At 40.5% G+C, this 13,899-nt stretch carries 11 protein-coding genes; all 11 read right to left on the bottom strand.

Annotated elements, in window-relative coordinates; translation table 11 throughout:
• Window positions 1–45: 45 nt before the first annotated feature.
• Window positions 46–351: an integration host factor subunit beta gene (locus tag EI164_RS02455; RefSeq protein ID WP_192518417.1), complete on the bottom strand. Its 306-nt coding sequence runs from the start codon at window positions 349–351 to the stop codon at window positions 46–48.
• A 337-nt stretch (window positions 352–688) separates the two neighbouring features.
• Complete coding sequence (rpsA, locus tag EI164_RS02450; RefSeq protein ID WP_192518416.1) at window positions 689–2,377, bottom strand: 30S ribosomal protein S1; 1,689 nt, start codon at window positions 2,375–2,377, stop codon at window positions 689–691.
• Window positions 2,378–2,678: 301 nt separating this feature from the next.
• On the bottom strand, window positions 2,679–3,395 hold the full coding sequence (cmk, locus tag EI164_RS02445) for a (d)CMP kinase (RefSeq protein ID WP_192518445.1): 717 nt from the start codon (window positions 3,393–3,395) through the stop codon (window positions 2,679–2,681).
• Window positions 3,396–3,629: 234 nt separating this feature from the next.
• Complete coding sequence (tadA, locus tag EI164_RS02440) at window positions 3,630–4,202, bottom strand: tRNA adenosine(34) deaminase TadA (RefSeq protein ID WP_225739072.1); 573 nt, start codon at window positions 4,200–4,202, stop codon at window positions 3,630–3,632.
• Window positions 4,203–4,220: 18 nt separating this feature from the next.
• Window positions 4,221–4,958, bottom strand: a complete 738-nt coding sequence (locus EI164_RS02435) for a uracil-DNA glycosylase (protein WP_192518414.1) — start codon at window positions 4,956–4,958, stop codon at window positions 4,221–4,223.
• Between the two features lie 196 nt (window positions 4,959–5,154).
• A complete protein-coding gene (locus EI164_RS02430) occupies window positions 5,155–7,725 on the bottom strand; it encodes an AAA family ATPase (RefSeq protein ID WP_192518413.1) in 2,571 nt (856 codons plus the stop codon).
• Between the two features lie 731 nt (window positions 7,726–8,456).
• A complete protein-coding gene (locus EI164_RS02425; RefSeq protein ID WP_192518412.1) occupies window positions 8,457–8,852 on the bottom strand; it encodes an ATP-dependent Clp protease adaptor ClpS in 396 nt (131 codons plus the stop codon).
• A gap of 87 nt (window positions 8,853–8,939) precedes the next feature.
• Entirely contained in the window at window positions 8,940–9,806 is an 867-nt protein-coding gene (locus tag EI164_RS02420) for a hypothetical protein (protein ID WP_192518411.1), read from the bottom strand.
• Between the two features lie 101 nt (window positions 9,807–9,907).
• Entirely contained in the window at window positions 9,908–10,975 is a 1,068-nt protein-coding gene (gene argC, locus EI164_RS02415; protein ID WP_192518410.1) for an N-acetyl-gamma-glutamyl-phosphate reductase, read from the bottom strand.
• Window positions 10,976–11,067: 92 nt separating this feature from the next.
• On the bottom strand, window positions 11,068–12,204 hold the full coding sequence (hemE, locus tag EI164_RS02410) for a uroporphyrinogen decarboxylase (protein ID WP_192518409.1): 1,137 nt from the start codon (window positions 12,202–12,204) through the stop codon (window positions 11,068–11,070).
• A gap of 362 nt (window positions 12,205–12,566) precedes the next feature.
• Window positions 12,567–13,739 carry a glutamate 5-kinase gene (gene proB, locus EI164_RS02405; protein ID WP_192518408.1) on the bottom strand — a complete coding sequence of 391 codons (1,173 nt, stop codon included), beginning with the start codon at window positions 13,737–13,739 and terminating at the stop codon, window positions 12,567–12,569.
• Window positions 13,740–13,899: the final 160 nt, after the last annotated feature.

Here is a 13,899-nt window from a genome sequence, read left to right as displayed (position 1 = left end):
CAGAGCAAAGCATTTCTTAGAAAATGCTTTGCTCAATGATTAGTATTAACCGTTTGCAACAGTATCATTAACTGCTTCACGTAGTGCTTTACCAGGCTTAAAGTGTGGAATAGCTTTAGCAGGTACTGGCACGCTCTCTCCTGTCTTAGGGTTACGTCCTAGACGGGCACGACGATGATGTAGACAAAAACTACCAAACCCTCGAACCTCTACTCGGCCATCATTGGCTAGAGTATGGGTCATTAGATTCAATATTTCACGTACTGCGTCATCGACCACGGTATCAGCCATGTTGTCACAGTTCGCACTCAAATTACTAATAAATTCAGACTTATTAATTGCTTGCTGCATTATTACGCTTGCCTTGTAAATTAATGGATAAAATGATTGTGAGTCACAACGATATTTATTTGTTATTTCAATAGCAACTTTTTTAGATATTAATCTTAAAGCCATATATCTATGAAATATCATTCATATGAAAATTAAACGTTTAAGACACTATAATCGTTCTATATAAATGGTTACTCAATGCTGCAAATGATAACGGATATCATAGTAAATGCAAATAAGAGTTTGCCCATATTGGATAAAAATATCGCCAATGAATCTCAATGTTAAAAGTTATTCATAAAAAAAAGCGACCGGAGTCGCTTTTTTATTACTTAAATATCAATAATTTAGCAGCTTACTGCATTTGTTCTTTGATCAAATCACCAATAGTTTTTGGTTGAGCTTCAGAACCAGTAGCGGCAGTAGTACTTGTGCTGCTTAATTCTTTAATCGCTTGACGCTCTTCAGCTTCGTCTTTCGCTTTGATAGACAAGTTGATGTTGCGTGTTTTACGATCAACACTGATGATTTTAGCTTCAACATCATCACCAACATTCAGATGCTTAGTTGCATCTTCAACGCGGTCACGTTGAATTTCAGAGGCACGTAGGTATGCTTCTACTTCGTCAGCAAGTTCGATAGTAGCGCCTTTAGCGTCTACTTCTTTTACTTTACCATTAACGATAGCACCACGGTCATTGTTGACTAGGTATTCGTTGAATGGATCAGAGCTTAACTGCTTAACGCCTAGGCTGATACGGTTAGCTTCTGCATCTACTGACAATACCATTGCTTCAACGGTGTCGCCTTTGTTGTAGTTACGGATAGCATCTTCGCCAGTTTCGTTCCAAGAGATATCAGATAGATGAACCAGACCATCAATACCACCATCTAGACCGATAAAGATACCGAAGTCAGTGATTGATTTGATCGTACCAGTGATTTTATCACCGCGCTCATGTTTCTTATCAAACTCATCCCATGGGTTAGCAAGAGTTTGTTTGATACCTAGGCTGATACGGCGACGTTCTTCGTCGATATCAAGAATCATTACTTCAACTTCATCGCCCACTTGAACAACTTTTGATGGGTGGATGTTTTTGTTGGTATGGTCCATTTCTGATACGTGTACTAGACCTTCGATACCTTCAGAAATCTCAGCAAAACAACCATAATCAGTTAGGTTGGTTACGCGTGCTTTAACAACACTACCTACTGGATAAGTTCCGCCAACGTTATCCCAAGGATCAGTACCAAGTTGTTTTAGACCTAAGCTTACGCGATTGCGCTCACGGTCAAACTTCAATACTTTAACTTTTAGGTCTTGACCCACTTCAACCACCTCAGATGGGTGCTTGATACGGCGCCATGCCATATCAGTGATGTGCAATAGACCATCAATACCGCCAAGATCAACGAATGCGCCGTAATCAGTAAGGTTCTTAACGATACCTTCGATTTCGATGCCTTCTTCAAGCTTGTTCAATAGCTCTTCGCGCTCAGCTGAATTTTCAGCTTCCATAACTGCACGACGGCTAACTACAACGTTGTTGCGTTTTTGATCAAGTTTGATAACTTTGAATTCTAGCTCTTTGCCTTCAAGATGCGTCGTATCACGGATAGGACGTACATCTACCAATGAACCTGGTAAGAATGCGCGTACTGAACCGATATCTACAGTGAAACCACCCTTAACTTTGCTTGAGATAATACCTTTTACGATTTCATCATTATCAGCGATTTTTTCAAGGAAGTTCCAAGTTTCAACACGTTTGGCTTTTTCACGTGATAGCAAGGTTTGACCCATGCCATTATCAACTGCTTCAACCACAACATCAACACTATCGCCAACTTCAACTTCAAGTTCGCCTTCTTCGCTTAAAAACTCTTCACGAGCGACAATACCTTCAGATTTCAGACCAGTATCAACAGTGATCCAGTCGCTATCGATGGCTACAACAGTACCGGTGATAACTGAGCCACGCTCAATATCCAGACCTGTTTCTTCGATGCTCGCTTCAAATAGTTCAGCAAATGATTCCATTATGTCTACCTTTGTATAGCCGTATCCTGTCCAGCACAGTACGGATCAAATTTATGATTGCATAAAACGAGAATACTGGTTTTATATCTCATGCAATCATATATAAAAACCTTTGTTGTTAATAAGCGCATTGTAGAACAAACTAATTAACAACAACTGTCTTATATTAAAAAAATTATATTTACCGTGCAAAACTCTATCTTTGCTAAGTTGTCTAAACCCTGTCAATTTTCGCAGGTATGATTTTATACCAAAACCCAACCTGATAGCAAAGCTTTTAATGCTTAATATATTGTTTTTATTAACTATTAAAAAATATACCTTTAATCTGACAGTGTTGCTTAACTTGATCATAAACCGTATCAGCATCTAATGTTGAGCTGTCTAATCGTAACGCATCTTCTGCAGGCTTTGATGGTGCTGTTGTCCGGTTTTCATCACGATCATCACGGGCTTTAATCGTGGTTAAGATTGCGTCAAAATCTGCCGCTTGCCCCGCATTTTTTAGCTGTGCCACACGGCGTTCCGCACGCGCTTCAGCACTCGCTGTCAAGAACACTTTGACATCAGCATCTGGAAACACAACGGTTCCCATATCACGACCATCCGCTACCAGTCCTGAGCGAGTTGCCATATCCTGTTGTAATTTTAGCAATGCCTCGCGAACTTTTGGAAATATAGCTATTTGTGATGCATAACCGCCAACGGTTTCATTACGCACTTGCTCACCAACAGCCTCACCATTGACAAGAATATCGACACGCCCTGACTGGTTATTAGGTAAAAATGCAATTTCTAAGCTCTGCGTCAGTTTTAATACAGCTGCCTCATCGATGGCTTGACTGGCATCTGCTGCAATCAACCCTGCTTCGAATGCTTTAAGCCCTACAATACGGTATAAAGCACCTGAATCAAGCAGCTGGTAATTCAATGCTTGGGCTAGACGCCACGTGACTGTACCCTTACCTGCACCACTTGGCCCGTCGATACAAATAACTGGGTAACGTTGTGATTGCATTGGGTTGGCATTATTGTCAGAGCTAACCTCATTAAGTGTAGAATTATCAGATGTAGAAACGGTCATAATACTCACTTAAATAGTAGACAATACTTATACAGCTCACTGTTAGCAATGGATCAATATTTACTTGTTTATCAAATACTTGATAGTAGATATATAATCACATTAACAAATAGGGCAATATTATAGCAAAGAAACGATAGCATCACTAGCAGCAAGATACTTATCTTGTTAATTACTTGTTTTCTCTTTGCTTTTTGCTAATTTTCGACGTTCGCGAAAAAAGGTTTTAAGCATCTGACTACTATGCTTGCTACACAGACCACTATGCACTCGAATATTATGATTATAAAAAGGCTGTATGGATAAATCCATCTGACTACCAACCATACCTGCCCTTGGCTCGCTCGCTGCATATATTAGTCTATCAACACGAGCATGAATCAAAGCGCCAATACACATTGTGCAAGGCTCTAGGGTCACATAGAGTGTTGTCTGTAATGGCAGGCGGTAGTTCTGTAAGCGCGTACAAGCATCTCGTAAAGCGATAATTTCGGCGTGTGCCGTCGAGTCATGTCGCCCAATCGGCTCATTAAATCCTTGTCCAATGATCTGATCATCATGCACCAAAATCGCGCCTACTGGCACCTCTCCGCATTCAGCACCTTGCCCAGCAAGCTGAAGGGCTTTGTGCATCCACTTAGCATCTTCGATAGACCAAAATATACTGGTTTTTATCTGATGTTCGGTTGGCAGAGTATTACTAGTAAGATTATCAACTAACGAATAGGTACCTAAATTCATATGCTTAATACTTATCATTTACTGTGGCAGTTGCCAATCAATCGGCGTTTGACCATACTGCACTAAGTAATCATTGGTCTTAGAAAACGGTTTAGAGCCAAAAAACCCACCTCGATTCGCAGCAAGTGGTGACGGATGCACAGCTGTTAAAACGAGATGTTTGTCAGTATTAATATACTTACCTTTTTTCTGTGCTTTACTACCCCATAATATAAATACAGTGTGTTCTGTTTGTTCATTAACCACATCAATCACTGCATCAGTGAACTGCTCCCAACCTTTATTTTGATGACTGTTTGGCTCACCTTCTTTTACCGTCAGCGAACTATTAAGTAATAGTACACCCTGCTGTGCCCAGTAGGTTAAGTCACCATGCGCAGACGCACCGATACCGATATCACTGGCCATCTCTTTCAGCACATTATTTAATGACGGTGGCTTAGGAATCGCTTTAGGTACTGAAAATGACAGTCCCATGGCTTGTCCTGGGCGATGATAAGGATCTTGCCCTAGTATCACGACCTTAACACTAGATAAAGGTGTCAAATTAAAAGCGTTAAACATCAGTGGTGCAGGCGGATAAACACTATCCTCTGATTGATAAGCTTCTTTTAAAAACGCTCTCAGCTTGTCCATGTTTTCAGATGTTAACTCCTCTGCTAACGCAGTCTTCCAATCTATTGGCAATCGCACATTATCTAAAATTGCCTGCTTTTGCTCTGGGGTTTTGGTTGCTTGCTCATCAAACAGCTCCATCATATATCCTTTTTTATTTGTTATAACCGTTTATGTACCTACTTTATGGCTCATGTGACAATCAATACATATGACAATTAATATTAGATTGGTTCTATTATGAATTATAGCAATAAAAAAAACGGCTACCGCAACAACATGGTAACCGTTTTTATCGTGCTTGTTTAATATTTACAATATGTTGCTAATACAACAATCAGCTGGCCACTGATTCAGAATCAGAATACGGCTCATGAGTCTCAACCACCGTCAAAGTGATGCGACTGTCTTCTGATCCTTTATCTATAGACTTATCAAGCTTAACCGTATCACTCTGTGTCTCGTTCATCTCACTAGGTTCTAAGGTTAAATGCACCACCCCACCATTAACTAACTCACCAAACAAAATCATGCTAGCTAGTGGTTTTTTGATTTCATCCTGAATCAAACGTTGCATTGGGCGAGCACCCATCAAACGGTCATAGCCTTTCTCAGCCAGATAAGTACGCACATCATCATCAATCTCTAATGTCACTTGTTTATCATCAAGTTGGACTTGTAACTCAACCAAGAACTTATCAACCACTGATACCACTACTGACGTATCCAGTGGATTGAACTGAATAATAGCGTCAAGACGGTTACGGAATTCAGGAGTAAAAACGCGCTTGAGAGACTCTGTATTATCACGACTGTGGTCTTGTTCAGTAAAGCCCATAGACGAGCGACTAATACTGTCAGCACCAACGTTGGTGGTCATGATAACGATAACCTGTTTAAAGACGGCAACACGACCATTATTATCTGTCAATGTTCCATGATCCATAACCTGTAATAACAAGTTAAAGACATCAGGATGCGCTTTTTCAATTTCGTCAAGCAATAACACACAATGTGGATGCTGGTTAATTTTTTCGGTAAGCAAGCCACCTTGATCGTAACCAACATAACCTGGAGGCGCACCAATCAGACGTGAAGCAGTATGCGCTTCCATATATTCTGACATATCAAAACGCACCAACTCAACACCAAGCAAATTAGCTAACTGACGTGACACTTCCGTTTTACCAACTCCAGTTGGACCGGCAAACATAAACGATCCAATTGGTTTATCTGGTGATTTTAGACCCGCACGAGATAATTTAATAGCATCTGCTAAGGTTTCAATCGCTTCATCCTGACCAAATACGAGATGCTTAAGGTCACGGTCTAAGTGCTTCAGAATACTCTTATCATCACTAGATACAGACTTGGGCGGAATACGTGCAAGCTTAGCTACAATGGCCTCAATATCCGCCACATCGATTTTCATTGGTGGTTTCTTCTTGGTCTTAGCCGCTTTTGCCTCACTGGTTGATTGGAGAGGATCATCAACTTTTGCAGTGTTTGTTTGGTCCTGTGTTTCACTACTAGTAAAATCATTGTCAATTTCACTATCGCTCTCTTCATTCAGGCCTTCTTCATCAGCCTCAATTTGCGCATCAAAGTCTTGCTCTATATCCGCAATAAAGCTTTCTTCTGCATCGATATCATTGGTATCAGGAATCACACCTAGACGCTTATATGCACCCGCTTCATCGATCACATCGATTGCTTTATCTGGTAAAAAACGCTCGTGAATATGTTTGGCAGATAGCTGAACGGCTGTAACCAATGCCTCATCAGTATATTCAACATTATGAAACTCTTCATAACGTGGTTTTAGACCGCGTAAAATATCGATACTGTCATCAACGCTAGGCTCTTTTACATCAATTTTTTGGAAACGACGAGAGAGCGCATGGTCTTTTTCAAATACTTGACGATACTCAGTAAATGTAGTCGAACCAATACAACGTAGCTCACCGTTAGCCAGTGCTGGCTTGATTAAATTAGACACATCCATATTGCTACTCATTGACGACCCTGCGCCAATAATCATGTGAATCTCATCGATAAACAAAATAGCATTGGGTTTTTTCTTTAGTGCGTCTAACAGTGATTTCATGCGTTTTTCAAAGTCACCGCGGTATTTAGTACCTGCAATTAACGAACCAATATCAAGACTATAAATCACACAACCATTAAGTGGCTTCGGTGCTTTATCGTTGATAATCAACCATGCCAAGCCTTCTGCGATAGAAGTTTTACCAACACCAGGCTCACCGACTAACAACGGATTATTTTTGCGGCGACGACACAATACTTGCGCAGCGCGCTCAATCTCAGAGGTGCGTCCAATCAATGGATCTGTTTTACCTTCCGCAGCACGTTGATTTAAATTGGTCGCGAATTCAACCAATGGGTCTTTGCTAGTCTTCTCTGAGGCATTACGGCGCTCACCAGTCATCGAAGCACGCGGCTCAGATGGCTCTTCTTTATCTTGACCATGTGACAAGTATTGAGTCAGCTCAAGGCGACTGATGCCTTGCTTTTTGAGCAAATAAACAGCATACGTATCATGCTCTGAGAACATAGACACCAAAATATCCGAACCTTCTACCAAACGTCCACCACCGATAGATTGCACATGAAAAATAGCACGCTGCAGGATACGATCAAAACTTTGGGTTGGCTGTGGTGACTGCTCTGTATCTGCATCTATCGTTGGCGTGTGCTTATTAATATAAGCTTCTAGCTCAGTACGCAGCGTTGAGACATTTGCATTGCAAGCAGTCAATGTATTAGCAGCATGTGTATTTTCTAACAATGCCAGTAGTAAGTGTTCAACAGTAAGATACTCATGCGATTTTTGACGCGCAAGTGTCATTGCTAAACGCAAAGAAACTTCAAGATGACGACTTAACATAACAACTTCCTACGGTTATACCTATCTTTATAATTGATAGCTTTATAAATGAGTTAGTAAGTAAATCAGGGCGATAGATGGATTGTTCAAGGGTAATGTTTGTATTATTAAGACATCTTACCAAATGGCATTGGTAAAACACTATATAAATAACGGTATTGCCTACCTATCATCAATTAAGGTTTTTGATAACGCATATTCGCTGTTCTTTATCTCAACACGATACTCAGCGAGAGTCAATCTATTAACATCGATTAAAATGTATCAAAGCATAGTCTATAGTCAGAGAACCACGCAATGGCTACAGCGTTACCCTCTCTAAATATACTATCTGGCACACTCTGAACTTAGCTGACTTGTAACTATTTTAGACTTTTTTGACTATACATCAATAGCGATAAAAATGTAGAGAATGACATAGATAAAAAAATGAGAGGATAATAAAAGAGGGTGATAGGATGTAAAAACATTACTTAGAGTTTATTAAAGCAGTCAGCTGATAACATCCAAAAAAACATAGTGGAAAAAAGAGCATACGTACGATGTACAAGCTAAACGTGTTTGATATAGGTGCGTGTACTTTTTGAATTGATCATGAAGGATACGATATGTGGGGATGTAGGACATATACCAAACTCACTATAAAAGCGAGTTATTCATAATAGTTATGACAATTGAGAGCTTTGAGAAAGTTGCAAATACTAGCATTTTTTGAACATTGAAAAATATTTCTATTCGCCTTGATGTGGCTCTATCTGAGTCAATAATGGATATCCTTCACGATGTGCCAAACTATTTACTTTTTTGGCTTTAGTCTCAGCAATATCTTTTGGATAAATACCTGCAATACCTTTGCTGCTATTGTGGATTGTCAACATAATCTCAACGGCTGAATCCATGCTATGACGAAATTCTGACTGCAAAATATAAACAACGAATTCCATCGGTGTATAATTATCATTATACATCACAACTGCATACATGGGCGGTTTAGCCACTTCAGGCTCTGCTACTAGTACATCCGCTTGTGGTGAGGTATCATCGTCTGTATTACCATCTTGCGCACGAACATCTGGCATATGGGGAAAGTGCCAGTCAGCAACAAGTGGCATGGTCTGTAATATCATTTGTTTTATCATAATTAGAATGCAAATTAATAAGTATGTTTATAATAGAAATAAGAAAGATTAGCAGACATGATAATAAGCATACAGCTACGGCTCGATTGGACTATCATCGACTTCTGGTAACTCTAAAAGTGATAGCGGCATATTATTAACTCGAGCACCATTCTTCCAATCATAAAGCTGCTCTACCTCTTGTCCATCAGCTTCTAAACTGAGTTTAACTTGTAATGGTTTAAAGTTTGATGGCATGATAAAACGGCCACGAATACGGACAATACCTTCTATCATATCAACTGGATGATCCAGCGGCACCTCTACAAAGTTATCATCATTAAGCAATATCAGCGTTGGCGTCAAAAGTTTTGATCTGCCATCATTTGCCAGCATGCCAATATCGAACTTGTATTCAAAAGCATTTTCAGGCAATGGATTAATATTGGCGCCTAATACCTGTAATGGCATGCCACCCTTACCACTTAAGGTCTCAGCATACACATCGTTGAGCTGTGAGAGCTTTTTATTTTCAGTCGTCAATTCTTGCTTACTCTCACGCAACTTTTTTACATTAGCCAAGCTTATCGCTAGCTCTTGCTTGGCAGTCGCTGCTTGATTGAGTGCGATTTTATTGCTTAAACGCAAATCTTCAAGTTCTTGAGTCGCCTCTTTACTGTTGGTTAATGCTTGTTGAGTTTCCTTATTCATAGAATGATAGCCTCGCTGATACCCTAAATTATGACCAAGTATCAATCCAGCCATAGCAGTTACTAATACAACAACCACAAATAGCACCAATATCAGCGTAGATGCACCTTGTTGAGTACCACCCACACTTTTAATCAAGCTGTTTTTATTTGTAATAAAAAGGAGTTCACACTCATCATTATGACAAATAGAATTTTTGCACAATAGACGTGCTAACTGTGAGTAAAAACGTAATACGGACTTGGCACGCATTTAAACAGTATCTCTTAATAATAAAGGCTTTTTATTATAACGGAATTTATAGGCAATACCTAGCAACATGAATGTGCGCCGTTTGGCGAGGACAAACTACATTAAGGAACAATAGGAGCAAAATTCAGCCCCATTGTCTCATCAAAGCCAAACATCACGTTCATGTTTTGTACCGCCTGACCTGCGGCTCCTTTGACCAAATTATCTTGCACCACGATAACCGTCAACTCAGCACGATCATTGTCTTGATGCACGGCAATGCGTAAGCGGTTACTAGCACGCACGCTACGTGTATCTGGATAAATACCTTTTGGCATCACATCAATGAATGTCTCTGATGCGTATACCGTCTCAAAAACTTGCTGCCAATCAATAGCTGCACCAGCATCAGTAAGCTCTAGATGAATAGAACTCAGCATACCGCGTATCATTGGCACCAGATGCGGTAAAAAACGAATACGATGGGTAAATTGACTGTCTAATAACTGTGCAACACCCTGCTCAATCTCAGGCAGGTGACGATGCCCCTCGACACTATAAGCCTTAAAATTATCAGTCGACTCAGCATAGTTAAGCGCAAGCTTTGCTTGACGACCTGCGCCTGAAACGCCTGACTTTGCATCAATGACAATACGAGACTCAACCAGTCTTTCTGCTTGCTTATTTTGCGCTTCAATTATTGGCTTCAAACCTAAAATAGCCGTGGTTGGATAACAACCAGGGTTACCTACTACCAAAGCATCAGCAAGCTTATCGCGATTGACTTCAGGTAAGCCATAAACAGCAGTCTTTAACAACTCAGGGCAAGCATGAGACTGTTTATACCAGTGCTCAAAGTCGTTCAATGATTGCAACCGAAAATCAGCAGCCAAATCAATGACCTTTACACCCGCTTGCGTCAATGCTTCCGCTTGCTTCATAGCAACGCCATGCGGCGTCGCAAAAAACACCACATCGCACTGCTGTAGCGTAGCAAGAGTCTTGTCACCTAAATCACTAAATACAATGTCAGATATACCACGTAAGCTTGGAAATATCTCATCAGCTCGTGTACCCGCTTCACTACGTGATGTTAGCAAATCGATAGATACTTTTGGATGGGCAGATAATAAGCGAATAAGCTCAATACCTGTATAGCCCGTACCACCAACAATCGCAGCTGAAATCATAAGATATCCTTTTTTCTTTTACTTAATAAATAGTAGATAAGTTTAGAGTCTGCTTTAAATATTCAACACTCAAAATTAATAAACAATTACTTTTAAAGCTTATAATCATGTACCGCATCGATAAACACTTTTGCGTTATCAGGGTTGACCCACTGAGTGATGCCATGACCTAAGTTTGCTATATAACCTGTTTTTTCGCCACTAGCATAAGCACTATCAAGCATCGCATTAACTTCAGAACGAATAGTCTCAGGTGATCCATAAAGCGTCGCTGGATCTAAATTTCCTTGAACGGCTTTGCTACGTTGTGGTTGATTGTACTGTTTGGTTAGCTCACGCTGACTATCCGTCAAAACTTGTCTAGCACGATCAATCGGCATCGTCCAATCCAGACCCAAAACATCCGCTTCACTATCCGCTTGAATATCTAGCCACAATCCACCACCTTTAGTGAATAATACTACTGGTACTTGTGGGTGGCGTACCTTTAGCTCAGCGATAATACGTTTATTATAAGCGTGAGAAAACTCGATAAATTGACGATGGCCAAGCGCCCCACCCCAACTATCAAATATCTGTAATATTTGAGCACCAGCAACCACCTGCGCGTCTAAATAATCGATAACCGACGTTGCCAATTTATCCAATAATTGATGCAAAAACTGAGGATTGCTGTATAAAAAGCCTTTGGTATAGCGGTAATCTTTTGAGCCGCCACCTTCTACCATGTAAGTAGCCAGTGTCCAAGGACTACCAGAAAAACCAAATAGGGGCACTTGCCCATTCAAAGCCTTACGAATGCTCGTTACCGCACGCATAACATAGTCAAGAGAGTCATTGGGCTCTAACACTGGCAATCTATCAAGATCGGCTTGCTGACGGATAGGATGCTTGAACTTTGGACCTTCGCCAGCTTCAAAATATAGTCCCAATCCCATTGCATCAGGGATAGTCAAAATATCACTGAATAAGATAGCAGCGTCTAAATCATAACGACGTAATGGCTGTAAAGTCACTTCAGTAGCACGGTCAGTATCTCTGCATAGGCTCATGAAATCACCTGCATCGGCACGAGTCGCCTTATACTCTGGTAAATAACGGCCAGCTTGACGCATCATCCAAACGGGCGTGGTGTCGATCGTCTCAAATCGCAATGCTCGGAGCAATCTGTCATTTTTTAAGGGCGCAAAGTCTTGCTGAACTGAGTTACTGCTATCTGAAGCACTCATGTGCAAATCTCCAAAATATCACAGCTTTCATCATGATCAATGTAAGCTGTGATAAATACAATAAGTTGAATAAAAAGATATGAAATATTTACAATATATAAGTATGGATAGATAAGGATAACTATTATCCTATAGCCTGTATTTACCTTTATATGACTTGCATACTAGGGCGTGTCCTCATTTTAAAAATGGTGATAAAAATGAGATAAACTGCAGTCAAACAAGGAAAATAGCGCAGATAATATCGAGATATTAATCAGCTATTTGACGCCGTTTGGCAAGATTTAGCCATTTTTAACCCATTTAGATGATTATCGATTGAATTGAGGACACGCCCTAACGTTTGCCATACAATCCATAAACTATACTGTGAGTGCTAAATTATCACGGTGTACCATAACCACACGCTCTTCATTACTACCAAAAATCTTATCGAATTGCTCTGTACGCTCACGTGCTGCTCGATGCGCATCATCCGATGAAAAGTTTACTTGTCCAACGGCGATACGCTCGCCAGTATCCTGATGAATAATTTCAACCACATCACCTTCATCAAAACCACCACGCACTTCTACCACACCAACTGGCAATAGACTTTTATTAAGTTCAGTCAACGCCTTTGCTGCACCCGCATCGACCACTAAGCTGCCTGACATACGCAAGTGAGCTGCGAGCCATTGCTTACGAGCGATGATTTTATCTTCATCGTTGGTTGTCAATAGTGTACCAACCGCTTCACCTGACACCACACGAGTGATGACATCATCAATAGCACCGCTCACGATAACAGTTGGGCAACCACCCATTGCAGCCAAACGACCAGCACGTATTTTGGTCAACATACCACCACGTCCAAGTTTACCGCCATCCCCTGCTATATCAAACAAGTAATCAGCCATGGCACGCTCTTGGCGAATCATTTTAGCATTAGGGTTATCACGTGGATTATCAGTAAAAACACCTTTTTGATCCGTTAAGATAATGTACAAATCAGCATTAACCATTGCTGCTGCCATTGCCCCTAAAGTGTCGTTATCACCAAATTTAATTTCATCAATAGTAATGGTGTCATTTTCATTGATGACTGGTAGCACATGCCACTCTAGTAGTTGAGTCAACGCACCCGTAGTATTGAGATAACGGCTGCGGTTAGACAAATCATCATGAGTCAATAATAGTTGCGAGCTTTGGATACCATGCTGAATCAATGCTGACCACCAGGTTTCAATCAAACCCATTTGACCGATAGAAGCACAGGCCTGTAGTGCTGCTAATTTTTTAGGGCGTTCCTCAAGGTCCATACGTACCACACCTTCAGCAACTGCGCCTGACGATACCAATAGTACTTCGATGCCTTGCTTATGTAGTTTAGCAATTTGCTTTGCCCACTCATATATGGCAGTTCGATCGAGCCCTCGACCGTTATTGGTTAATAACGATGAGCCAATCTTGACAATAACGCGCTGAATGTCAAAGTTGCGAGTTTGTTTAACAAATCGTGCTTCTTCGACCGTGTTTTCTATGTCATCTGCCATATAAACTCCTGTTTATTTTGTGAATTGATTAGGGATTGATTTAAAAAATTCAGATATATTCACGTAAACTCATTAGCTTACGTGTTGTAGTTTCTTAATAATTTTGGTGGTGTTCTAAAAAGTATGCTGGCATCAGACATAGCCATAATTGACATAGAAG

The sequence above is a fragment of the Psychrobacter sp. FME13 genome (assembly GCF_014861395.1).
GTDB lineage: Bacteria > Pseudomonadota > Gammaproteobacteria > Pseudomonadales > Moraxellaceae > Psychrobacter.
Note: the sequence above shows the minus strand (reverse complement) of the source record. Positions and strands in the feature narration are given on the sequence as shown.